The sequence below is a fragment of the Winslowiella toletana genome, assembly GCF_032164335.1.
In the GTDB taxonomy this organism is placed as follows: domain Bacteria; phylum Pseudomonadota; class Gammaproteobacteria; order Enterobacterales; family Enterobacteriaceae; genus Erwinia; species Erwinia toletana_A.
In genome coordinates, this window is record NZ_CP134152.1 from 4,253,655 (window position 1) to 4,278,340 (window position 24,686).

A 24,686-nucleotide genomic window follows, 5' to 3' on the forward strand; every position below is an offset into this window, starting at 1 on the left:
AATCAGAGTCGCTGTCGCTATCGGAATCGCTGTCGGAATCAGAATCACTGTCGCTGTCTGAATCGCTATCGGAATCGCTGTGAATCACTGTCTGTCTGAATCGCTATCGGAATCGCTGTCGCTGTCAGAATCAGAGTCGCTGTCGCTATCGGAGTCACTGTCGGAATTAGAATCGCTGTCGGAATCAGAATCGCTGTCGCTGTCTGAGTCGCTGTCGGAGTCAGAGTCTGTCGCTGTCTGAATCGCTGTCGGAATCAGAATCACTGTCGCTATCGGAATCGCTGTCGCTATCAGAGTCGCTGTCGCTATCGGAGTCACTGTCGGAATCGGAGTCGCTGTCGCTGTCAGAATCGCTGTCGCTCGGAATCGCTGTCGGAGTCAGAATCGCTGTCGCTATCGGAGTCACTGTCGCTATCGGAATCGCTGTCGGAGTCAGAATCGCTGTCGGAATCAGAGTCGCTGTCGCTATCGGAGTCACTGTCGCTGTCTGAATCGCTGTCGGAATCAGAATCGCTGTCGCTATCGGAAGTCACTGTCGGAATCAGAATCGCTGTCGCTATCGGAATCACTGTCGCTGTCATCGCTGTCGGAATCAGGATCGCTATCGCTGAATCGCTGTCAGAATCGCTGTCGTCAGAATCAGAGTCGCTGTCGCTATCGGAGTCACTGTCGCTATCGGAATCGCTGTCGCTGTCGCGAATCGCTGTCGGAATCAGAGTCGCTATCGCTATCTGAGTCACTGTCGGAATCAGAGTCGCTGTCGGAATCAGAATCGCTGTCGCTATCGGAGTCACTGTCGGAATCGAAATCGCTGTCGGAATCGCTGTCGCTGTCTGAGTCGCTGTCGGAATCAGAATCGCTGTCGCTATCGGAGTCACTGTCGGAATCAGAATCGCTGTCGCTATCGGAGTCACTGTCGGAATCGGAGTCGCTGTCGCTGTCAGAATCGCTGTCTGTCAGAATCGCTGTCGAAGTCGCTGTCGCTATCGGAGTCACTGTCGGAATCGGAGTCGCTGTGAATCGCTGTCGGAGTCAGAATCACTGTCGCTATCGGAATCGCTGTCGGAATCGGAATCGGAGTCACTGTCGGAATCGGAATCGCTGTCGCTATCGGAGTCACTGTCGGAATCGGAGTCGCTGTCGCTGTCGCTGTCTGAATCACTGTCGGAATCGGAATCGCTGTCGGAATCAGAGTCGCTGTCGCTGTCTGAATCGCTGTCTGAATCGCTGTCGGAATCAGAATCGCTGTCGGAAGAGTCGCTGTCGCTATCGGAATCGCTGTCGGAATCAGAATCGCTGTCGCTGTCTGAGTCGCTGTCGGAATCGGAGTCACTGTCGGAATCAGAGTCGCTGTCGCTATCGGAGTCACTGTCGGAGTCAGAGTCGCTGTCGCTATCAGAATCACTATCGCTGTCTGAATCGCTGTCGCTATCTGAGTCGCTGTCGGAATCAGAGTCGCTGTCGCTGTCTGAATCGCTGTCTGAATCAGAATCACTGTCGCTATCAGAGTCGCTGTCGGAATCAGAATCACTGTCGCTATCAGAGTCGCTGTCGCTATCGGAGTCACTGTCGGAATCGGAATCGCTGTCGCTGTCTGAATCGCTGTCGCTATCTGAGTCGCTGTCGGAATCAGAGTCGCTGTCGGAATCAGAGTCGCTGTCGCTATCGGAATCACTGTCGCTGTCTGAGTCGCTGTCGCTATCAGAGTCACTGTCGGAATCGGAATCGCTGTCGGAGTCAGAATCGCTGTCGCTGTCTGAGTCGCTGTCGCTATCAGAATCGCTGTCGGAATCAGAATCACTGTCGGAATCGGAGTCGCTATCGGAATCGCTGTCGGAGTCAGAATCGCTGTCGCTATCGGAGTCGCTGTCGCTGTCTGAATCGCTGTCGCTATCGGAGTCACTGTCGGAATCGGAGTCGCTGTCGCTATCGGAATCGCTGTCGCTATCAGAGTCACTGTCGCTGTCTGAATCGCTGTCGGAATCGGAGTCGCTGTCGCTGTCTGAGTCGCTGTCGGAATCGGAGTCACTGTCGGAATCAGAATCGCTGTCGGAGTCAGAATCACTGTCGCTATCGGAATCACTGTCGGAATCGGAATCGCTGTCGCTATCGGAGTCACTGTCGGAATCGGAGTCGCTGTCGCTGTCGGAATCGCTGTCGCTGTCTGAGTCGCTGTCGGAATCGGAATCACTGTCGGAGTCAGAATCACTGTCGCTCTCTGAGTCGCTGTCGGAATCAGAATCGCTGTCGGAGTCAGAATCGCTATCGGAATCGCTGTCAGAATCAGAATCACTGTCCGAGTCTGAATCGTCAATAATTGGCGCTGTTACATTCGCTGCATCAGAAGTATTACTTGCGGCATCAGTCAGTGTAACTGCAAGGATCCCCCCCGCTACCTGGGCCGGACTCAGCGTAACAGAGAAGTTGCCGTCATCATCGACCGAACCACTACCGATGATATTACCCTCGGAATCCTCTACAGAAACGGTAGTTCCTGGCTCACCTTTACCGGTCAGTATGGTGCCATCTTCAGAGACATCAAGAGCGGTCGGCGGCAGCGGCGCAGTGGTATCTCCAGCCGTTACTTCAGCCGAAGGTGAGATATTGCCCGCTGCGTCAGTCAGCGTGACGCCTAGCTTTTCACCGTTAGTCTGTGCCGGATTTAGTTCGACCAGGAAGTTGCCAGCGTCGTCGACCGTACCGGTACCGATGATGTTGCCATTAGGATCCCTGACGGTGACAGTAGTACCGGGTTCACCCCGGCCAGTATGCGTAGTGCCGTCTTCAGAAACAAACAGATCGGTTGGCGGCAGCGGTGCGGTGGTATCGTCAGCAACCACTTCAGCAACAGGAGAAATATTGCCTGCCGGATCGGTCAGCGTGACGTCAAGAATTTCGCCGTTAGTCTCAGCCGGATCCAGATCGACTGTGAAGTTACCGTCTTCATCAACCAGGCCGGTGCCGATGGTATTGCCATCCTCATCGGTGACGGTCACGGTAGTGCCAGGCTCGCCGCGTCCACTGAGCGTAGTGCCGTCTTCAGAGACATCCAGATCGGTTGGTGGCAGCGGTGCGGTGGTATCGCCAGCAGTGACTTCAGCGACAGGAGAAATATTGCCCGCCGCATCAGTTAAGGTGACATCGAGTAGTTGACCGTTGGTCTGCGCCGGATTCAGATCGACCGTAAAGTTACCTTCATCATCGACTGTGCCGGTCCCGATGGTATTACCCTCTGCATCGGTGACGGTCACGGTAGTGCCGGGCTCACCGCGGCCGCTAAGCGTGGTGCCGTCTTCAGAGACATCCAAATCGGTTGGAAGCAGCGGTGCGGTGCTGTCACCTGCAGTCACCTCAGCGACCGCCGAAACATTGCCCGCCGCGTCGGTCTGCGTGACATCCAGGATTTCGCCATTGGTTTGCGCCGGATCCAGGTTGACGGTGAAATTACCATCCTCATCAACCGTACCGGTACCAATGATATTGCCCAGGGCATCTCTGACGATAACAGTATCACCTGCTTCGCCTCTGCCGCTTAACGTGGTGCCATCTTCAGACACGCTGAGATCTGTAGGGGCATCTGGTGCATCAGTGTCTGAATCGCTGTCAGAATCAGAATCAGAATCACTGTCGCTGTCGCTGTCGGAGTCAGAATCACTGTCAGAATCACTTTCTGAGTCAGAATCTGAGTCACTCTCCGAGTCAGAGTCGCTATCGGAATCGCTGTTATCCGAATCGCTGTCAGAATCAGAATCGCTGTCAGAGTCAGAATCGCTGTCAGAGTCAGAATCGCTATCAGAGTCGCTGTCGGAGTCGGAATCGCTGTTATCCGAATCACTGTCGGAGTCAGAATCACTGTCCGAATCTGAGTCGCTCTCGGAATCGGAATCGGAATCGGAATCGGAATCGGAATCGGAGTCACTGTCGGAGTCAGAATCGCTGTCGTTCGACAGATCGCGTGAATCACCGTCAGAAGAGTTAGCCGCCGCAGCCAAACCGAGAAAACCTAAACCACCGGCTCCAAGGAAGGCCGCAGTGCTGGCACTTGTCTCGGTGCCATAAAGCAGCCCTTCAATGTCAGCGATTGAGGTAAATTCAAAACCCGGTCCCGGATTCTCAATCCACCATAATGCGCCAGTCTGATCCTGTATCACCAGATCGCTGATATTTCCTTCCGCATCAGCGACAAAGAAATTCTGAATAACAACTTTCTCTCCGGACTTGAGAGTGACGACTAAGTTATTTTGATCGCGGGTAAGGGAGGCAATGTCCTCTCTGTTAAGTTGGAGCGTGACGACACTGGGCGAAGTTATACTAACTTCACTTCCATTTATACTGGAGGCTGAACCGCTATCTTTTGCGGTTACCTTGATTTCATTCATATAACTTGCACTCCCTATAAGGGTTAGGCATTCGGTTACGAGTAATCAATCACACCAATAATTTCTGACTGTTCCTCATGTAATAACAGACAAAAAAACGCCGTAAGGCGTCACCAGAGCTCGCGGTTTTATTCGTATTTTTAACAACACCCAGAGATACGTATAAAGCTGCATCACTTTGGATTCATTCCCTATGATCTGACCAGGAAATTAAGTTTCTGCAGTAAATTATCTAATGAAGTAAAAATACAGGAAGGTTAGTTCTTTTCATTCTTTACCTGCACTGTCATCAAATAGTCACTCAGATAAATTTAAAAACACATACGCAAATAAGAAAGACGCTTAATTACGCCTTCCTTGCAGAATTAATAATAATGTTCGTTGATTATTTCATTTAATTATTAGTGCAGTAGTTTAACCACAGCGTCAGCTTTCACAGGCTTCCAGTGATACCCCTGCATCCCCTTAACATCCAGCGCCCGCAGCTGCTCCTCATGCCTTGCGTGCTGAATTCCTTCAACGATGATAACGTCACAAAAAGCATTGAGATGAGAGATTAAGTCGCGAAACGCATTACTTTTTCCATACTGCCAGAAAAAATTCTTCTCAATCTTTACGTATTCAAACTTACCCTTCATCACCATGGTTAAGTTTGTGTTACCCGCACCAAAATCATCCAGCCATAGGGGGCAAACTTTTGTCAGTTCTCTTAATAATAGGGATTCATCATTATCAGCATCACGTGAGAAAAAATTACATATTTCAAAACGTAGAAGAGGCATCTGTGCGATTAATTGTTGCAACCTGAAATTATTGGTTATTTCATTGGCGATGACTTTATCAATGTGAACAGATATTTTCGGCAGGGTATTATTCTTTTGATAAATATTATCAAGCAGAGCCAACTGCTGATTAAATATTGACAAACGTTCAGACTGAGAAATCTGCAAAAAACCATTTTCTTTGTCTTGTTTGCAATAAAAAGATCTATTGGATGAGACAAACTTAGTCAAAAGTTCATAGGCAATTAGCGATCCAGAAAAATCACGTATCGGTTCCAGAATGAACTGGTAATTATCATTATTTTCATTCATAGCCCATTACCTTCACACCTGCAAGTACGATTAATACCAGAACCTCAGAAAACTACTTATGAATATTTTCGTTCAAAGTCAGAGCAGGCGAACAGACACACTATTAATTAAAATTTTACAAAATCCTAGCTTACAGAAACAGATATTAAAAATTGGTTAAATCTTCCTTAACTCAAATCATCATAGGTAAAAACTATCAATAAAGAGAAAATTTAGCTTACGTTTGTCAAAATCGTCAGATGACTCTTCTTTATCATTGCATGCACAAAAATCACTTAAGCAATTGTCCAATTAACACCTTGAATGCATGGCTATTTAAGCGATTAGAAGTGAAGTTTTCGTGCATTACCTCCTTATTTCACCGCATAAAACTGGTTATATAACAACCAAATAGTTAATATAAAATTAACAATAAACCTAATGAATAATTAAGAAAATGCATGTAATTGCATCTGATTGCGGTCAAAACCCCCCTCCAAAAACCCCTAATTCACCTCATTACAGATTTTTCCCGAAAAGGCTTTAACATTAAAAATTATAATAATTACATTAACGAAACTTTCTGTCGTGATGGAGATCACTGCGCAGATGACGTAGAAACCACGAAAAATGAGTGAATCTCGCGGCAAAAAAGTGACTAATCGCTCAATAAACACTCAAAAAAAGCACCCAGAGAAGCAAAAAAAACGCTGAATGTTTTAAGCCCTCTCAGCGATTGATTAAAAAAATAAAACAAAAAAGCACTTATCATTCAAAAAAAACACCATGAGATTGCAACATCAGCAGAAATGTTAACGGTTTGTGAATGAAGGAATTCATCCAAAACCCTTCAGCCATACTGATTAACATCGGATATCTTCATTTAGCATTGCTGTCGTAAAATTCTGACAGAAGGGTGCTACTGGATTATCCCTGCTAAAGTACCCTTTTCCTGTTCTGACGATGTCATGACTATGCAGCCACCCCTCGCTTTGCGCGCAATGATGGTCAGGCGGCTGAATGTGTTGGGTTTAAACACTCTCTCCCCTGCCCACCTGAGGCTGGAAAAGTTGCAGTGCGCATGAATCAGTCGTCCATTGACTTTTCACATCTGATCACCCTATCGGGAGCTGAACACACGCGCACGCAGCGGCGCTGACGATCGGCATACGGTGCAAGCAATGAATGTAATGGGTGGGCTCGATGCAATGCTGGATTGCATTGGTGGTCAGGAAGCATAGACGCTGGCGGAAGCGGTCAATCCTTAGGGTAAATTTATCAGCTATAGCCTGTTGCCCGGCGTACCGATATCTCTCCAGCTGCAGCGCCCGACCGCTAACGTGCTGATTCAGTGCAGATAGCGCAATATCGCGGCCAATCTGACACCAGCAATGATCAAGAACGCGCTGACTAAGTCAGCGCGTTGCTATAAAGGAAGAGAATGCTTCGGCGGATGGAAAACATTACGCCTGGCGTTGTGGCGCTTTGTGCACCAGCGTGTAAGCGTAATCAACACCCATACCGTAAGCACCGCTGTGCTCACGCACTAAATCCATCACCGCGTCATAAGTCTCTTTACGCGCCCAGTCACGCTGGTACTCCAGCAGCACCTGCTGCCACGTCACCGGTACCGCGCCAGCCTGTACCATGCGGTCGATAGAGCGCTCATGGGCATCAACGCTGGTGCCGCCTGAAGTATCAGTCACCACGTACACTTCATAGCCCTCTTTCAGCGCCATCAGGGCCGGAAACGTCAGACAGACTTCGGTCCACAAGGCAGAAATAATCAGTTTTTTACGACCGGTTGCCTTTACTGCTTCAACGAATGCCGCGTCTTCCCACGAGTTCATTGAGGTGCGCTCAATCGGTTTCACTTGCGGATGCACCGCCAGCAGTTCCGGCCAGATATAGCCGCTGAAGCTTTCGGTTTCTACTGAGGTGTAAATCACCGGCACGTTAAAAACCTTGCCCGCTTTCGCCAAAGCAACCGTGTTATTTTTAAGCTGCTGCCTGTCGATATTGGCGACGCCGAAAGACATTTGCGGCTGATGGTCGATGAAAATCAGCGCGGAATTCTGTGGATCAAGCAGGTCGAATTTAGACATGATTATTTCCTCTCAGGATATTGTTTTCGGTTAGTGTTGTGCTGCTGGAGATAACAATACGAGAGGAACGTTTTCACAGATAGCGGAAAGAATTTGTCAACTTGTTGAATAATTTTTGTGTCTGCCAACAGCGAGCATCCGCAGCGATATACTGCGGATCCGTCGGTTAACGTATCGGTTCTGCTGCCGTCGCAATAGGTTGCATGGTCTGATTACGCCCGTTACGTTTGGCCTGATAAAGCTGCTTATCCGCCGCCGATATTAACGTATTTACCGTTTCGACACGGCTTTTTTGGGGCCGGATTTCGTTGGCAATACCAATACTGACGGTGATGCTAACGGTATTACCTTGCAGCAGAAACTTACGCATGAAAATGGCAATACGAATCTGCTCGGCTATCCGAAACAGCGCGGTTCGTTCGTGATTAAACAATACCACCATAAACTCTTCACCACCGAAACGGCACAGCATCCCCTGGTCACCAATCACGGTACGCATCCGGCTCGCAATCTCTTGCAGTACGGCATCACCGGAATCGTGACCAAAACTGTCGTTGACCACTTTAAAATAATCGATATCAACCAGCATTACGCCCGCACTTTGCACATTGGGTTGCCCGCTATCATCTGTTTGACGCAACTGCTCATACAAACCGGAGCGGGAGAGCAAGCGGGTGAGAAAATCATAATTGGCGCGCAACGCCAACTGTTTATTCAGCTGCAGAATGGCATCAACACTGACTGCCACAATCAACGGGCTGATGGCGACCGTCGCAATGCCCAGTCGCGCAGAAACCAGCTGACTCAAAGCCAGCAGTTCGTCATTACCCTGAATATTCATTACCCCGTTAACCACCAGCATAATTTCGGCGACGCCAACTATCAGCGTAATCAGACTGGTGACAGCAATCGGATAAACAATCGCACACCAGATCAGCGCCGGCAGGGGAAATGTCAGGCTGCCAGCACCGCCAATCAACGCAGCAGCAATAATTGATGCCAAAACTGCTATAGCAGGTAACAGTTTTTTCAGACGCCAGCACGATAAATTCAGGCTAAAACGTGCTGGCAGGGTCAGCAAGGGAGGTAATAACAGCACTCCCGTCGAGAATTGCTCACTGACCCAGTCACTCCATACCGGTAAAAAGTTCTCACCGACTGTCGCCCCTTCAGCCAGCGTTCCCCACGTGGCGCTTGCCAAAGCTCCCAGCAAACAAGCAGGAAAAATCAGCAGCGCTTTGCCCGGACGGCTCAGTCCGGGAACGGGCTTATTGCGTTTAATCAACAGGCTGGCAACGATGAGAATGAAAATAATATTGGCAAAGTTGATAGTAAAAGATCGGGATGCCCAGCCGGAAAAGACCAAATCATTAAACACCATTGCCAGATAGCAAATCAGATAAGTTCGGCTGCGATGAAGAAAAGGAAAGCGGACGATTATTCCTGCCAGCAATGCATTGACCGGCCAGAACAGTGACAGTTCTGGTGGCAGCCGCAGGTGCCCGCCAATAAAACAGAATAGTACAGTCACGAGAAACACCGTTAAGGCATTGGCCTTATTATTATTTTCATCAAGCAGATTGAATCGCATAGACTCTGATACCCATAACATTCCACTGCTTCAACCTCAATAATGTTTGAGGTTAGCCCTGACACGTTTAATTGAAGTGATTTGTGCCCAGCCAGACGGCTTAAGGCAAAATAATATTCTGTTTATTATTGTCTGGTGAGATTATTCCTGGTTGTATTAATCAGGATGTTATCACAGGAAAACGGCAACGGTTATAACAAAGCGGGTGCTATCTGTACGATGGCACCCGCTTTTAACAGAGGAAGGAATGAGTCTTAATTATTTAACTGCAACTGGCCACTGGCTTAGCTTGATCCCACGGTCATCGGCATTTTCGCTAAAGTCTTTCAGCACAGCTTTTACATCAGGATCGATATACTCCGCATTATCATGATCGACAATTACCACACTATTTTCCGGAATCTCAGCCAGTAAATTTTGCAGTCGGGGATTGTGCATGAAAGTGAGGTTTTGCTGAAAGCGCAGCACGTAATGATCTTCATAACGGGTAAGCTGCAACGCGTTGCGATGGCTCTTATAGACGCTAAAGAGAATTTGAGTAGCAATACCGAGGCCAATACCCGCCAACATACCAAAGACGATTATTCCAATAATGGTCGCCATAAATGGTACGAACTGCTGCGACCCCATGCGAAACTGTTCAATAAACAGTCGCGGTGTTGCCAGTTTATATCCGGTATATAACAATACTGCCGCAAGGCTCGCCAGCGGAATCGCATTAAGCAAGCCACTGAAGTACAGCCCACAGACCACCAACAACGCACCATGAAGTAAAATCGACAGTTTACTTTGCGCTCCGGCATTGACGTTGACCGAGCTACGCACAATCACTGCGGTAATCGGTAAGCCGCCAAAAAAACCCGACAGCATATTGCCGACTCCCTGTGCGCGCATCTCCTTATCAGGTGACGGCGAGGGATTTTGTGGACGTAATTTATTCAATGCTTCCTGACTGAGCAAGGTTTCCAGGCTGGCGACCAGCGCCAGCGTTACCGCAACCACATACACCGAAGGATTACGCCATGCCTGCCAGTCCGGACGCTCCAGTTCACTGGTCAGCTGCCCAAGGCTGTCAAACTCTGGCAGTGTAATGCGCGGTAGGCTGCTGACAAATTCCGGATGAATTCCTCCGCCAAACACCGTCGCCATGCAGCCAGCCAGTACCGCAATCAGCGGGCCTGGCACCCAGCTAAGACCTTTTATTTGTTTTACCCGCGGTGTCGTCCATACCCACAGAATGAATAATCCCGTGGCGGCCACCGCAATAGCCGATGAGGAGAAGATAAAATCTCCGCTGAACAGCGCCGCGAGGCTGCTCTCTTCAGCCGCCCCCAGCGCCACCGGAATCTGCTGCATAATCAGTAAAATACCAATCGCGGCCAGCATCCCTTTAATCACACTTCCCGGCACCAGAGAGATAAAACGTCCGGCGCGGACCACACCAAACAGAAATTGCAGAATACCGGCCAGTATCAGTGCCAGCAGAAAAGCGGAGAACGATCCAAGCGTCTCAATGGCGGCGACCACTATAGTCACCAGCCCGGCTGCCGGTCCGCTGACCGCAAAGCGCGACGGGCTTAATGAAGTAACGATCAACCCGCCAATAACACCGGTTAACAGTCCGACAAACGGCGGTAAACCACTGGCCTGCGCGATGCCCAGACACAGCGGCAAGGCCACCAGAAACACAACGAGACCGGCAGGAAGATCCTGGCGCAGCGTTCTCAGATTCATGGTGAGGATTCCTCGGTAGATTGCTGAATTAACTCGGTAAGATGCCCCGACTGCAGATCATACACGCAGCCATAGACATCCAGCTCAACGCCCTGTTGCCAGGCTTTTCTCACTGCTTCAGTGGCCACCAGCCGGGAGAACTGCGCGATAACATTGGCCTCAACCAGTCTGTTTTGCCGTACGCTTTCTTCGTCCTTATCAGCATGAAAAGCCGCTAAATCGTCTGACAGCGACGACCGCAGTTGCGTAATACGCCGCGCCAGCGGTGAGTTTTCACCCGCCAGCGAGCTATTGGGTAATGCCACCGCCGCCTGCACACCGCCACAACCATAATGACCGCACAGCACGATGCGTGAGACATTGAGATATTCCAGCGCGTATTGCAGCACGCTCATAAAATTGTCATCGTCCTCAATCACCATATTGGCGATATTACGATGCACAAACAGTTCTCCGGAATGCGAGCCTGTCAGTACCTCGGCGGGTACGCGGCTATCAGAGCATCCTATCCATAACGAATGCGGTTTCTGCTGGTGCAGATACTTATCGAAATACTTAGGATTGCGCTGTCGCCGTTGTAATGCCCAACTGCGATTTTTAGCTAACAGGGGTTTAAGCGTCGTCAAAATAATAGTCTCTCTGTGGCAACAATCTGGCCTCTATCTGGCCGAATAAATAAATCTCACAATCGCACTCGCGGAAATAACCCAGCTACTCACGGCAGGAAAACGTCAGGAGAATAATCTTTAACACTTAACAGACTAATAGAGTATTAGGAAATAGACCACAATGACAAATAAAAAATTGAATGTAATTTTACTTAAAGAAAATGTATTCTTTAGTAAATAAGAAAAATGAAACTTGTAATTTATATGCTAATGGGCACACCAAGAAAAATCTTAGTTTTCATTGAGTTAATATTAAAGTTGCATCTTATTTACCTATATTATTAATAACCACACTTCTAATAAGAGTACAATTCAAAAAAGACTCCAGTCTCAATCCAATATCTCGCATGTTATTTCACCCTACTCTTTCAGTGAATTATTCTGCGTATATCAGTAAACGAGATAAGTTATTATGGGCAATTGAACAGTATTAAGGTTGATATTTAGGAAAACGCTTACTTCCGCAATTAATCAGATTAAATCTTTCCCCGGTATAATATTAAGATAAATCTTACCCATTGTTACCCTACTGTCGGTAGAGTAATTTATAATTAAAGACCTGCTGACGTTTGTGATAACTGAGATCTCAACATGCCAACTTCGGATACCGAAAACTCTCGCTACTCATCACTGCTGGCCGGGCTTGGCTGGCTGGAACATGCTTTCCTGCCCGCAGGAGTAGCGCCGCCGGATAACAGTGCTTACGCGCATCAACGCCATAGCGCGGTGATCGTGCAGGATGAGCAGGCGTTCCCGGCCAAAAGCTGTGATGCCGATGGAGTAATTGGTGTTACCACTCGCCCGGTAGCGGTTTACACTGCTGATTGTCTGCCGGTTCTGATTGCCGATGATCGGATGCATCACGTTGCTGCGGTACATGCCGGGCTAAAAGGTGCGTTGGCCGGTGTACTGTTCAGCGCCGTCGATCAACTGCTGGCACTCGGTGCCCGTAGCGACAGCCTGCATATTGCGATCGGTCCGGCTATCGGCCCGTGCTGCTATGAACTCGGCCACGATCTGGTGGATGAGATGCAAAACAATGCGCTACTGCAGCAAACACCGCCGTGGCAACAGCAGCAACCGCGTAATCAGCGGGCAGTACGGCCGCAGGCGCTGGCACATCATCAAGGCATCTGGTTTAATCTGCCGGGCTTAGCCAGCCAAATGCTGCAACAGCGTGGAATTCCGGCCGCGCAGATAGAGATACTGGAAGTTTGTACCTACTGTATGGCCGAGCGGCGCTCCAGCTATCGTCGTAACACTCACTTTTCCGACGGTTATGCCTCGCGCTACTCATGGATTCAACGCTGCAATTGAGCCACTTGTCATGGATAGATATCTTTTTAACGTCCTTTCTCCCTGCCCTATTCAAATTTTCGATCCTGCTCATCGAATAAACAAAACTCATACCTTTATAACGATTTTATGGCAGACAAAGCCGTATCAGCCCCCTAACGTGGTAGCAACGATAAACATCGTTATCAATATAAACAATTGTTTTAAAAATAAAAAATTATAAAATCGCATCACGTATTGGCGTTAAGGATCTGCACTGCAGTTTGTGCAACGTGGAAAAAATTTTAACCCGATCACGTATTAATAAAAAAAATTGAGAGCGTACCCTATGAGCAACCACGAAATTGTCGACGTAAAGGAGTGGATCGATTCCCGTCCGATATCCGGCTACCAATGGCTGGTATTGGCCCTCTGCTTCATCATCATCATGTTTGATGGCTACGATGCGGCAGTGATGGGATTCATCGCCCCGGCGCTAATTGAGGACTGGGGAATGTCCCGCGCCGAAATGGGCCCGATTCTGGGATGCGCGATGTTTGGCGTGGCGCTTGGCGCACTGATTGCCGGCCCCTGGTCCGATCGTTTTGGCCGCAAGCGCGTCCTGCTACTGTCAATAGCCTGCTTCGCCAGCTTTAGCCTTCTTAGCGCCTTTGCCCGCTCACCAATGGAGATGGCGCTACTGCGCTTTCTGACCGGTTTAGGGCTGGGTGCAGTGATGCCCAACTGTGTGACGCTGGTTTCTGAATATATGCCGGAGCGTCGCCGCAGCCTGATGATCACGCTGATGTACAGCGGCTTTAATATCGGATCAGGGCTGGGCGGATTTATCGCCGCCGGAATGCTGCCGAACTATGGCTGGAAAGCCGTACTCTGTTTTGGCGGCATTATTCCGTTAATGATGCTGCCACTGCTGGTGTGGATTCTGCCGGAATCAGCGATGTATATGGTGGTACGCAACAGCCCGCGGGAAAAAATTGCTGCCGCACTGACGCGACTCGGTGGACAGTTTAAAGCCAGCACCGCTTTTGTGCTTAACGCGCCGGTAATCCCGAAACAAGCACCGGTGCTGCAGCTGTTCAGCCGTGGCTACGCCCGCGGAACCGTGGTGCTGTGGACCACCTATTTTATGGGTTTATTTGTCATCTATCTGTTGAATGGCTGGTTACCGACCATTATGCGCACCGGCGGCGTGTCGCTGGAACGTGCGGCTATCGTTGCGGGCTTATTCCAGCTGGGCGGCACCGTCGGTGGCCTGTTAGTCGGCAGCCTGATGGATCGCCTGCAGGCAAAATATGTGATTGGCAGTTTTTATTTCCTCGGCTGCTGCAGCTTGCTGTCACAAGGCATTTTTGGTTTCGGTCCGGAAGTGCTGGCTCTGTTAGTGTTCTTCAGCGGCGTATGCATTAACGGCGCGCAAACCGGTTTGCAGGCGTTCTCCCCTGCTTATTATCCAACAGAAATGCGCGCTACCGGCGTGTGCTGGATGCACGGCATCGGCCGCAGCGGCGCGATTCTCAGTTCCTCGCTTGGCGGCGTGCTGCTTGGCGTTTTCCCGGGTCAGACAAGCATCTTTATCATTTTGTCACTCCCGGCTTTACTGGCAGCGATCGTGATCACCCGTCATCAAAAAGCGCGCGTTCAGCAGCAGATGAAAGGGATCGATCTCAACGATCTTCCTGCGCTCTCGCGCACCATGAATAATCGATAAGTGAAGTAAGAGGTCAACAATGGCAAAAATCATCGGCGGTCTGGCGGTTTCGCATACCCCTACAATCGGCTTCGCAGTCGATCATAACAAGCAGCAAGAGAGCGCATGGGCACCCATTTTCGACGGCTTCGCCCCGATGCAGCGCTGGCTGGAAGAGAAAAAACCTGACGTGCTGCTGTATGTATTTAACGATCACGTCACCTCGTTTTTCTTCGATCACTACTCGGCGTTTGTGTTGGGGATCGACGATAGCTATGCCGTCGCCGACGAAGGCGGTGGCGCACGCGACTTACCCCCGATTAAAGGCCACGCTGCGCTGTCTCAGCACATTGGCGCCAGCCTGATGGCGGACGAATTTGATATGTCTTTCTTCCAGGATAAGCCGCTGGATCACGGCCTGTTTTCACCTTTATCCGCACTGATGCCGTGTCAGGATGGCTGGCCAACCACCGTGGTACCGCTACAGGTTGGCGTGCTGCAATTCCCAATCCCCAGCGCACGCCGCTGCTATAAGCTTGGTCAGGCGCTGCGTCGCGCGGTAGAAAGCTTTCCGGAAGATCTGAAAGTGGCGGTAATCGCCACCGGTGGCGTGTCACATCAGGTACACGGCGAGCGCTGCGGCTTTAACAATCCGGAATGGGATGCGCAGTTTATCGATATGCTGGTCAACGATCCGGAGCGTCTTACCGAAATGACGCTGGCCGAATATGCCACCCTGGGCGGCATGGAGGGCGCAGAAATAATTATGTGGTTAGTGATGCGCGGCGCGCTATCGGCGAACGTTGAAAAGCTGCATGAAGCTTATTATCTGCCGTCCATGACCGGTATCGCCACGCTGATTCTGGAAAACCAGGCACGTGAAGCACCGGTCGATGTCCACCAGCGTCAGCGTGATAAAATCAACGCCCAGCTTGATGGCGTGGAGAAATTACCCGGCACCTATCCGTTTACCCATGCGCGTAGCCTGAAAGCTATCCGCATTAACCGCTTCCTGCATCGGATGATCCAGCCGGCCTGGCGTGAACGCTTCCGCAGCGAACCGAAGGCGCTGTATGCCGAAGCCGGGCTGACCGCTGAAGAGCAACAGTTGCTGGATAGTCTCGACTGGCGCGGAATGATTCACTATGGCGTCAGCTTCTTCTTACTGGAGAAACTCGGAGCAGTAGTGGGCGTTTCCAACCTGCATATCTACTCGGCGATGCGCGGCGTTTCGCTGGAAGAATTTCAGAAAACGCGTAATCAGCAGGTGCTGTATTCCGTCGCAGGGAAATCAGCCTGATGAGTATTTCACTGCAACCAATTATCGACTGCCATCACCATGTCTTCGATCCGGCACATTTTCCCTACGCGCCAGAGAGCGGATACCATCCGGACGGTCATGAGCTGGCAACGCCAGCTTATTATCAGGCGGTAATGGAAGCCTATAACATTCAGCACTCGCTGATTGTTGGCCCGACATCGGCGTATAACACCGATAACCGCTGCCTGCTGGATACGCTGAAACAGGGCAACGGCAAGTTTAAAGGTATTGCGGTTACCCCTTTCGATATCGACAGTGACCGGCTGGCGACGTTAAAAGCGCAGGGCATTGTTGGTATTGCCTTTAATGTAGCGATGCTCGGCATCGAACCGTTTTTAAAACTTGATGGACTGATGGCGCGGCTGGCCGATCTTGATCTGTACGCCCAAATCCAGGTGCAGGACGATCAGCTATTGGCACTTATGCCGCTGCTGCAACGCAGCCGTACCCGCTTGTTGATCGACCATTCCGGACGGCCGGACGTCACTGCCGGTGTGCAGCAACCGGCTTTCCAGGCGTTATTGTCGCTGGCCGACGATGGCCGCAGCGCGGTAAAACTTTCCGGGCTGGCGAAGTTTTCCCGTCAGGCCTGGCCTTATCGCGATGGTCATCCTTACCTGCTGGCGCTGCTGAAAGCTTTTGGTGCAGAAAACTGCATGTGGGGTTCCGACTGGCCGTTTCTGCGCGCCAGCGAGCGGATGGATATCGGCACGCAGCTACTGCTGCTGGAGAAGCTATTCCCCGATGAGCAAACCCGCCGTCAGATTTTATGGCATACGCCGCAGCGCCTGTTTGGCTTTGGACTTTAAGGAGAAAAGATGAAAACGATTTATGTGCTGAATGGACCGAATCTTAATTTGCTCGGTACTCGCGAGCCGGAAACTTACGGCTCGGACACGCTGGCAACTATCGAGGAGCTGTGCCGCACCACCGCCGCGCAGCTGGATGTGGCGATTGAGTTTCGCCAGACCAATCACGAAGGCGAAATGATCGACTGGATTCAGCAGTCACGCCTGGATGGCCACGCGCTGGTGATCAATCCCGCCGCCTGGACTCATACTTCGGTTGCCATTCGCGATGCGGTCACTGCTGTCGCGCTGCCGCTTTACGAAGTGCATATCACCAACGTGCATAAGCGCGAGCCATTCCGCCATCACTCATTTTTGTCCGATGTCGCAAAAGGGGTAATTTGCGGTTATGGCATTCGCGGCTATCAGTATGCATTAATGGAAGCGGCGCGATAATCTCCGGGATTCAGATGCTTAAGTACGGGCGCTTAATCCGCGCCCGCCACCTCACGTAAATAACCGATCAGTGCTTCGGCCGCCGGAGAGTGCAGACATCCGGCGCGAAAAGTCAGCCCTATTGCCCGTCCGGTATCCGGCAATGTCACCGACAACGGCACCAGTTGGCCGGACGCCATCTCATATTCCAGCTGATGCGCCGACACCGCCGCCAGCATATCGGAATTCAACAGCAATCCGCGCAACAGCGCCAGATCGCCGGTCTCTACCACCGGATCCGGTGCCGGAATGCCCATCGCCAGGAAGCAGTTATTCAGCAGACGACGCGCAGGCGTTGCCGAGCGCGGCAGCACCCAGCGCGCACTGCGTAAATCCTGATTTTCGACTTTGCGCTGCGCCAGTGGATGATCGTGACGCGCGAGAATCACCATATCCTCCGCAAACAGGGTTTCGCTGGTCACATCCGCCGCATAGTCACTGCCGCGCAGTGCCCCAAAAATAAAGTCGATATCTCCGGCGCGCATCTCACTGGCCAGCGCCCCAAAAGCACTTTCATTGGTCACCACTTTGACGCCCGGATAGCGAGAAGTCAGCGCAACAATGGCCTGCGGCAGCAGACGGGTACGCCCAAGCGGCAGCGCGCCGACCCGTACTGTCCCTTCCAGCACGCCACGGCGCGCGGCAATATCTGCCGGAATATGGCGTAATTCATTGAGCGCACGACGAACATTGGCTTCGATCTCCTGCCCGGCCAGCGACGGCATCATGCCGTGCGGCGTGCGCTCCAGCAGCGCCACGCCTGCGCCATTCTCCAGCACCTTCAGCGCCGCACTGATCGCCGGCTGGCTCAGCCCCAGCAGCGTTGCCACCGTCTGCATGTGATGTGCCTGGCACAGCATCACAAAGATTTGCAGACGACGGACGTTAAACAGATACAGCGGTTCGGTATCCAGCCGGCTGGAACTGCTTTTGCCCAGCAGTTTCGCCAGCAGCTGTGGAATCTGATGCAGCTCCGCAATGGCACGATGGGCACGCGGCAAGACACATTTACCGAAGTCGGTCAGCATCATGCCCCCGGCGTGACGCTCGAACAGCGGCACCGCCAAAGTGAGTTCCAGATCACGAATTGAACGGGTAATTGCCGATTGCGTGCGGAATAATTCATCGGCCGCACGTGACACACTTCCCTGAGCAACAACCTGACTGAATGCCCTGATTTGCATAAGATTTATCAGGTCGTGCGTGCTGTTATCCTGCATGTTTATCCCCGCTAAATTCAGTGCTGTTGATAGGGGAATATAAATAAAACGCATACCTGCTGCAATCAAATGAATTATCGCCTTCTCAGCCAGAGTGACAGCATGGAAAAAAACAGCGAAGGAATTCGATCATGACTGAGAACACTACCAAAAAAACCGCATTGGTTGTCAGCGCCCACTCCGCTGACTTCGTCTGGCGTTCAGGCGGCGCGATTGCTTTGCATAGCGCCCAGGGCTATGACGTGCATGTTGTCTGTCTTTCATTCGGCGAACGCGGCGAGTCAGCCAAGCTGTGGCGTAAAGGCAGTAGCATGACCGAAGAGCAGGTAAAAGCCTCACGCCGTGAGGAAGCCCATGCTGCTGCCGATATCCTCGGTGCCAGCATTGAATTTTTCGATCTTGGTGACTATCCGCTGCGTGCCGATAAAGAGACGCTGTTCCGCCTCGCCGATGTCTATCGCCGCGTTCAGCCTCACTTTGTGCTGACCCACTCGCTACAGGATCCCTACAACTACGATCACCCGATGGCGACCAATCTGGCGCAGGAAGCACGGATTATCGCGCAGGCCGAAGGCTATCGCCCAGGCGAACCGATTATTGGCGCGCCACCGGTTTACTGCTTTGAGCCGCACCAGCCGGAACAGTGCAACTGGAAGCCTGATGTGCTGCTGGATATCACCGAGGTATGGGACAAAAAATATCAGGCGATTCAGTGCATGGCCGGTCAGGAACATCTGTGGGAATACTACACGCGCGTCGCTCAGCAGCGTGGCGTGCAGGCCAAGCGTAATGTCGGCATCACCAGCAGCCGCAATATTGTTTACGGCGAAGGTTATCAGAGCATCTTCCCACGGGTAACAGGAGATCTGGCATGAGCATCATCGGCAAAAAAGGCGTAGTGGTGCGCAATATTCGCCGTGCCGCTTCGCAGGATGTTGATGCGCTGGCCGAATTCGGCGTTGCAACAGTGCATGAAGCGCAGGGCCGCCACGGACTGCTGGATGCGGCCATTCGCCCGATTCAACGCGACTGCGGCATTGCCGGTAGCGCGGTGACGGTGTTGGTCGCGCCCGGCGATAACTGGATGTTCCACGTCGCGGTTGAACAGTGTCAGCCGGGCGATATCCTGGTCGTTGCGCCAACGTCACCGTGTATTGACGGCTTTTTTGGCGATCTGCTGGCGACCTCATTGCAGTCGCGTGGCGTGCGCGGATTAGTCGGCGATCTCGGTATTCGCGACAGCCGCACCCTGCGTGAAATGGGCTTTGCCGTCTGGTCACGTGCGGTCTACGCACAGGGCACGGTCAAAGAGACCATCGGTTCTGTCAACGTCCCGGTAGTGTGCGCCGGTCAGCTGGTCTGGCCGGGCGATGTGGTGGTCGCTGATGACGATGGCGTGGTTATCGTACAGCGCGAGCAAGCCAGCCAGGTGGTGGCGGCCAGCCGTCAGCGCGCCGATGCGGAAGAAGGCAAACGCGCCCGAATGGCACGTGGAGAACTGGGGCTGGATATCTACAATATGCGTCCACGGCTGGCCGAGAAAGGGCTGCGCTACGTCGACAGCGTCGAACAGCTGGAGGAGTAATATGCGCCAGCGCCGAATCCCCTGTCTGTTGATGCGCGGCGGCACCTCAAAAGCCGCCTGCTTCCTCGCCCGCGATCTGCCCGACGATCCGGCGCTGCGCGATCGGGTGCTGCTGGCGGTGATGGGATCGCCCGATCCGCGCCAGATCGACGGCATCGGCGGAGCCGATCCACTAACCAGCAAAGTGGCGATCGTTCAGGCATCACAGCGTGAAGATGCGGATGTCGATTATCTATTCGCCCAGGTCAACGTCAATCAGGCCCTGGTCGATTACGGCCAGAACTGCGGCAATATACTGGCTGCGGTCGGCCCTTTTGCCATTGAACGCGGGCTGGTTGCCGCCCGTGCCGGCACCACCCCGGTGCGTATCTTTATGCAGAACACCGGGCAGATCGCTGAAGCGCAGATCCCGACGCCGGACGGCGAGATCGACTATGACGGCGATTTGCAGATCGACGGCGTACCCGGCAGTGCGGCACAGGTAGTACTGAATTTTCAGGATATCGCCGGATCGAGCTGCGGCGCGCTGCTGCCTACCGGTCATCCGCAGGATCGCTTTGATGACATTGCAGTAACCTGTATTGATAACGGTATGCCCGTGGTGTTAGTTCGTGCGGCGGACGTGGGCCGCAGCGGTTTTGAAAGCCGCGAACAGCTGGATAACGACAGCGAACTCAAGCAGCGGCTGGAATCGATTCGACTTCAGGCCGGGCCAAAAATGAATCTGGGTGATGTCAGCCAGCGCACGGTGCCAAAAATGACGCTGATCGCCGAGCCGCGTGACGGTGGCGCCATTACCAGCCGCACTTTTATACCTCATCGATGCCATGCCTCGATTGGCGTGCTGGGTGCGGTCAGCGTCGCCACTGCCTGTCTGATTCCCGGCAGCGTGGCGCAGGGGCTGGCACGCACCGCATCAGGCCAGCAGCAACGCCTGAGTGTTGAACACCCGAGCGGTGAATTCAGCGTATTGCTGACGCTGGATAATCAACAGCAGATCGTCGGCTGTGGACTGTTGCGCAGCGCACGCGCGCTGTTTGACGGTAACGTGCAAATCCCAGGTGATATCTGGCGATCAACTGAGACGAACTCTGGAGAAAACGATGACTGACATTACCATTATCGGTTTCGGCGAAGCAGGCGGCATTCTGGCGCAGGATCTGGCGTCAGACCATCATGTCACCGTCTGGGACAGCAAACTGTTAACCGACCTAAACCACGCGATGCACAGCAAGGCACAGCAGATCGGCGTACGTGCCGCCACGTCACTGGCCGATGCGCTGAACGGGGCTGCGCTGATATTTTCTGTCGTCACCGCCGCCAATGCGTTGACGCTGGCGCAGCAGGCCGCCCCGCTGCTGAAACCGCAGCAAACCTTTTTCGACCTTAACTCCGTTGCGCCAAACACCAAACGTGCCGCAGCAGAAATTATTGAAAGCTACGGCGCTCACTATATTGATGTCGCGGTAATGGCACCGGTGCCGCCAAAACGGCTGGCAACACCGCTGCTGCTCGGCGGGCCGGACGCTGAGCGCTGCACTGCACTGCTGAATGGACTGGGGTTGAATGCACGGTTTCGCAGCACCGAAGTAGGTGAAGCCTCCGCCATTAAAATGTGCCGCAGCATTATGATCAAAGGGCTGGAAGCGCTGACTACCGAATGTCTGAGCGCAGCACGACAGTATGGCGTCGAACAGGCGGTGCTGGATTCGCTGCACGCCAGTTTTCCTTCGCTCGGCTGGGATGATGCCTTTCCACACTATCTGATCAGTCGGGTGGCGGAGCACGGCAAACGCCGCGCCGAAGAGATGCAGGAAGTGGTGAAGACGCTGCATGACGTCAATGTACCCGCTGCCATGAGCCAGGCAACGGTTGCAACGCAGCAGGGACTGGTCGATGCACTGGCACAACGGGAGTTGCAGTATGCCGAGCTGACGCCATTCGTCTGGCAACAGACGTTGGATAAAATTTACGCAAAGGCATGAAAAGCATCAATAAAGGTATGAGTTTTATTTATATCACATTGTTAACATCCTGATAACGTCGTAGCGTAACGTACATAAATAGATAGCGGGCTAATTAAAATTAGCCCTGACAACAGACCCTTTCTTTATTGCTACTGGAAATTAACACCATGAAATTGCTCGCCCCATTCGCCCTTGCGCTGCTGGCGCTCAGTGCTGGCTATGCCAGTGCCGCTCAACTTAACAATGCTCAGGCTAATCAGGTGATTGCCAGCGTCAAAGACAACCTCAGCAGCCAAAAAAGCGTCGGCTGCGTGGCCGTCGTCGACGCCAGCGGTACGCTGATGGCATTCCAGCGTTTTGACGGCGCACCGCTGGGCTGTGTAGAGGCTTCGATTGGTAAAGCCCGCACATCTGCGCTTTATCGCGCTCCCTCACTGAAATTTATGCAACGTCTGCAAAGCGGCGAAACAACTGTGCTGGCGATACCGCATGCGGTGGCGCTCGGTGGCGGTTTCCCGTTAACCCTCAATGGTGAAGTGGTCGGCGCCGTCGGCGTCAGTACACCAAAACAGGAATTGGATAATCAGTCGTCTGAAGCTGCGGCTCAGTCACTGAAATAATAACACCACTCACTTACAGGAAGTTCCATGGTTACCCTTACACGCCGCCGGCTATTAGCCGGAACGGCGGGCCTTTTGGTGGCTGGCGCGCTGCATAATCTGCTGCCGCTTAGCCAGGCTTTTGCTGCGCCACCGCTGGCCTCTGCCGTTAATATGCCCGAACATTTTCTCGCCCTCTCTACGCAGCTGACCGGCATTGAGCAGCCCGATGCCCTGCTGTCACAGCGTTTATACAGCTGGCTTTATCAGCAATTTCCGCAACTTGACCAGCAGATTGATCGTCTGTCGACGCTGCTGAATCAGCAGCAGGAAAGCGAGGGCGCAGCGCTGCTGTCGCTGCTTGCCAGCCAGCCTCAGCCGCTGCGCGAACTTTATCAGGCGCTGGTCTCCGGCTGGTATCTCGGCGTGGTCGGTGAGAGCAAACCGCAATGCATTGCCTTTGAAAATATCGTCAGTTACGCACTAGTGCGTGATTCACTGACGCCGCCAAGTTATGCCCCTGGTGAGCCCAATTTCTGGACGCAACCGCCACATAAGGAGACAGGGAAAAATGTCTGATGCTTTACATGCCGATGTGGTAGTAATTGGTGCCGGTATTGCCGGTTCACTGGCCGCGCTGAAAATGGCCAAAGCGGGTGTATCCGTGTTGATGCTGGAGTCCGGCCCGGAAATCAAACGTGATGAAGCGGTAGAGTACTTTCGAAATTCACCGTTTAAAGGCGACTTTACCGAACCCTATCCGCCAGAGCCGTGGGCGCCACAGCCAAAATTTGTGCCGAAAGATAATAACTACCTGATCCAGAAAGGCCCGGATGCCTATCGCGCTCAGTATCTGCGCGGCATCGGCGGCACCACCTGGCACTGGGCGGGTCAGGCTTTCCGCCTGTTACCGAACGATATGAAAATTCACTCGCTGTACGGCATTGGCCGTGACTGGCCGATCTCTTATGCCGATCTGGAGCCTTACTATTGCGACGCGGAATACCAGATGGGCGTTTCAGGTGATGACGATTTACAGTCACCGCGCTCGCGTCCTTATCCGATTCCGGGGATTCCGCTGCCGTATGGTTTTGAACGCATTAAACAGCGCGTGGCGGGTCTCGGTTACGATGTGGGCATTGGTCCGCAGGCGCGTAACAGCATCCCTTACGACGGTCGTCCAGCCTGCTGCGGCAATAATAACTGTATGCCGGTATGCCCGATTGATGCGCAGTATCACGGTGGGATTTCCGCGCGTAAAGCGCTGGATGCCGGCGTAAAAATCGTCGCCAATGCGGTGGTGTATCGCATTGAAGCCGACGATAGCGGCACCATTCAGGCGGTGCATTATCTTGACCGCAATAAAGTCAGCCACCGCGTTACCGGCAAACGCTTTGTACTGACCGCCAACGGTATTGAAAGCCCGAAAATCCTGCTGCTTTCGACCAGCGATCGCTTCCCGAACGGTATTGCCAACAGCTCAGGCATGGTGGGCCGCAATCTGATGGATCACCCTGGTTCTTCCGTCGAGTTTTATGCCGATGAACCGGTATGGTTTGGCCGTGGGCCGATGCGTCCGGGCAGCATCAATAATCTACGCGACGGCGACTTCCGTGCAGACCGCTCGGCGCTGCGTATCGATCTCGCAAATACCTCACCGGTGCGTTATCTCACCGAACGCCTGATTCGTCAGGGTTACTACGGCAAGGCGCTTAATGAAAAACTGGCTTATCAGTCAGAGCGTTACGTGCTGCTGAAATGCCTGCTGGAGATGTTGCCGGAGCCGGAAAACCGCGTAACGTTAAGCAAAACCGAGAAAGATGCCTGGGGTATCCCAAAGCTGGAAGTCTGGTACAAATTCCCGGAATACGTGCATCGCGGCTACGACCAGTCAATGCTCGATTTCCAGCGTATCGTCAAGCAGATGGGCGGCAGCGAAGCGGTTTACAGCAAGCGCGGCGTTTATGACAACAATCAGCATATTACCGGCACCATGATCATGGGCAGCGATCCACGTGACTCGGTGGTCGACGGCAACTGTCGCACCCACGACCACGAAAACCTGTTTATCGCCGGCACCGGCATTATGCCATCCGCCTCCACCGTGAACTCGACGCTGACCGGCACCGCTCTGGCGCTGCGGATGGCCGACAGCGTGCTGAAAAGCTTGTAAGGGAG

At 52.4% G+C, this 24,686-nt stretch carries 22 protein-coding genes; 13 read left to right on the plus strand and 9 right to left on the minus strand.

Annotation, left to right across the window (positions count from 1 at the left end; all coding sequences use genetic code 11):
• The first annotated feature begins 79 nt into the window (after positions 1 to 79).
• Positions 80 to 241 (plus strand): hypothetical protein, encoded by a 162-nt coding sequence (locus RIN69_RS22970; RefSeq protein WP_390902415.1) that lies wholly within the window; start codon positions 80 to 82, stop codon positions 239 to 241.
• A gap of 103 nt (positions 242 to 344) precedes the next feature.
• On the opposite strand, the gene RIN69_RS22975 is transcribed toward RIN69_RS22970, so the two are convergent.
• The 8 genes from RIN69_RS22975 to RIN69_RS19375 all read right to left on the minus strand — a co-directional run bounded on the left by RIN69_RS22975 (position 345) and on the right by RIN69_RS19375 (position 11,514).
• A complete protein-coding gene (locus tag RIN69_RS22975) occupies positions 345 to 740 on the minus strand; it encodes a hypothetical protein (protein WP_390902416.1) in 396 nt (131 codons plus the stop codon).
• Entirely contained in the window at positions 673 to 996 is a 324-nt protein-coding gene (locus RIN69_RS22980; RefSeq protein ID WP_390902417.1) for a hypothetical protein, read from the minus strand. The genes RIN69_RS22975 and RIN69_RS22980 overlap by 68 nt, the downstream gene beginning before the upstream one ends.
• Positions 993 to 4,379, minus strand: coding sequence for an Ig-like domain-containing protein (locus RIN69_RS22985; RefSeq protein WP_390902418.1), 3,387 nt, complete (start codon positions 4,377 to 4,379; stop codon positions 993 to 995). The genes RIN69_RS22980 and RIN69_RS22985 overlap by 4 nt, the downstream gene beginning before the upstream one ends.
• A gap of 401 nt (positions 4,380 to 4,780) precedes the next feature.
• Positions 4,781 to 5,473 (minus strand): EAL domain-containing protein, encoded by a 693-nt coding sequence (locus tag RIN69_RS19355; RefSeq protein ID WP_313853855.1) that lies wholly within the window; start codon positions 5,471 to 5,473, stop codon positions 4,781 to 4,783.
• A 1,442-nt stretch (positions 5,474 to 6,915) separates the two neighbouring features.
• Positions 6,916 to 7,557, minus strand: coding sequence for a hydrolase (locus tag RIN69_RS19360; protein WP_313853856.1), 642 nt, complete (start codon positions 7,555 to 7,557; stop codon positions 6,916 to 6,918).
• Between the two features lie 166 nt (positions 7,558 to 7,723).
• Positions 7,724 to 9,148, minus strand: coding sequence for a GGDEF domain-containing protein (locus tag RIN69_RS19365; protein ID WP_313853857.1), 1,425 nt, complete (start codon positions 9,146 to 9,148; stop codon positions 7,724 to 7,726).
• 258 nt (positions 9,149 to 9,406) lie between these two features.
• Positions 9,407 to 10,882, minus strand: coding sequence for a SulP family inorganic anion transporter (locus RIN69_RS19370; protein ID WP_313853859.1), 1,476 nt, complete (start codon positions 10,880 to 10,882; stop codon positions 9,407 to 9,409).
• Positions 10,879 to 11,514, minus strand: a complete 636-nt coding sequence (locus tag RIN69_RS19375) for a carbonic anhydrase (RefSeq protein ID WP_313857811.1) — start codon at positions 11,512 to 11,514, stop codon at positions 10,879 to 10,881. The genes RIN69_RS19370 and RIN69_RS19375 overlap by 4 nt, the downstream gene beginning before the upstream one ends.
• Positions 11,515 to 12,141: 627 nt before the next feature.
• On the opposite strand from RIN69_RS19375, the gene RIN69_RS19380 reads away from it, so the two are divergent.
• The 5 genes from RIN69_RS19380 (at position 12,142) to aroQ (ending at position 17,098) form a co-directional block, all read left to right on the plus strand.
• Complete coding sequence (locus RIN69_RS19380; RefSeq protein WP_313853860.1) at positions 12,142 to 12,867, plus strand: polyphenol oxidase family protein; 726 nt, start codon at positions 12,142 to 12,144, stop codon at positions 12,865 to 12,867.
• Positions 12,868 to 13,174: 307 nt separating this feature from the next.
• The gene (locus RIN69_RS19385; RefSeq protein ID WP_313853861.1) at positions 13,175 to 14,554 is read left to right on the plus strand and encodes an MFS transporter; all 1,380 of its coding nucleotides are present in this window, start codon (positions 13,175 to 13,177) and stop codon (positions 14,552 to 14,554) included.
• A 19-nt stretch (positions 14,555 to 14,573) separates the two neighbouring features.
• On the plus strand, positions 14,574 to 15,833 hold the full coding sequence (locus tag RIN69_RS19390) for a gallate dioxygenase (RefSeq protein ID WP_313853862.1): 1,260 nt from the start codon (positions 14,574 to 14,576) through the stop codon (positions 15,831 to 15,833).
• Positions 15,834 to 15,838: 5 nt separating this feature from the next.
• Positions 15,839 to 16,663, plus strand: coding sequence for an amidohydrolase family protein (locus tag RIN69_RS19395; RefSeq protein ID WP_313857812.1), 825 nt, complete (start codon positions 15,839 to 15,841; stop codon positions 16,661 to 16,663).
• A gap of 9 nt (positions 16,664 to 16,672) precedes the next feature.
• On the plus strand, positions 16,673 to 17,098 hold the full coding sequence (gene aroQ, locus RIN69_RS19400; protein WP_052902855.1) for a type II 3-dehydroquinate dehydratase: 426 nt from the start codon (positions 16,673 to 16,675) through the stop codon (positions 17,096 to 17,098).
• A 32-nt stretch (positions 17,099 to 17,130) separates the two neighbouring features.
• On the opposite strand, the gene RIN69_RS19405 is transcribed toward aroQ, so the two are convergent.
• The gene (locus tag RIN69_RS19405; protein ID WP_313853864.1) at positions 17,131 to 18,357 is read right to left on the minus strand and encodes a LysR family transcriptional regulator; all 1,227 of its coding nucleotides are present in this window, start codon (positions 18,355 to 18,357) and stop codon (positions 17,131 to 17,133) included.
• 131 nt (positions 18,358 to 18,488) lie between these two features.
• Here RIN69_RS19405 and galB point away from each other — a divergent pair, with 131 nt between their 5' ends.
• From galB to RIN69_RS19440, 7 genes are all read left to right on the plus strand, one after another.
• A complete protein-coding gene (gene galB / locus RIN69_RS19410) occupies positions 18,489 to 19,232 on the plus strand; it encodes a 4-oxalmesaconate hydratase (RefSeq protein ID WP_313853865.1) in 744 nt (247 codons plus the stop codon).
• A complete protein-coding gene (locus tag RIN69_RS19415) occupies positions 19,229 to 19,942 on the plus strand; it encodes a 4-carboxy-4-hydroxy-2-oxoadipate aldolase/oxaloacetate decarboxylase (protein WP_313853866.1) in 714 nt (237 codons plus the stop codon). The genes galB and RIN69_RS19415 overlap by 4 nt, the downstream gene beginning before the upstream one ends.
• A 1-nt stretch (position 19,943) precedes the next feature.
• The gene (locus RIN69_RS19420) at positions 19,944 to 21,053 is read left to right on the plus strand and encodes a 4-oxalomesaconate tautomerase (RefSeq protein WP_313853868.1); all 1,110 of its coding nucleotides are present in this window, start codon (positions 19,944 to 19,946) and stop codon (positions 21,051 to 21,053) included.
• A complete protein-coding gene (locus RIN69_RS19425) occupies positions 21,046 to 21,927 on the plus strand; it encodes a DUF1932 domain-containing protein (RefSeq protein ID WP_313853870.1) in 882 nt (293 codons plus the stop codon). The genes RIN69_RS19420 and RIN69_RS19425 overlap by 8 nt, the downstream gene beginning before the upstream one ends.
• 149 nt (positions 21,928 to 22,076) lie before the next feature.
• A complete protein-coding gene (locus RIN69_RS19430; RefSeq protein ID WP_313853871.1) occupies positions 22,077 to 22,529 on the plus strand; it encodes a GlcG/HbpS family heme-binding protein in 453 nt (150 codons plus the stop codon).
• A gap of 27 nt (positions 22,530 to 22,556) precedes the next feature.
• Positions 22,557 to 23,087, plus strand: a complete 531-nt coding sequence (locus RIN69_RS19435) for a sugar dehydrogenase complex small subunit (protein WP_313853872.1) — start codon at positions 22,557 to 22,559, stop codon at positions 23,085 to 23,087.
• A complete protein-coding gene (locus RIN69_RS19440) occupies positions 23,080 to 24,681 on the plus strand; it encodes a GMC family oxidoreductase (RefSeq protein WP_313853873.1) in 1,602 nt (533 codons plus the stop codon). Before RIN69_RS19435 ends, RIN69_RS19440 begins: the two co-directional genes overlap by 8 nt.
• The last annotated feature ends 5 nt before the right edge of the window (positions 24,682 to 24,686 follow it).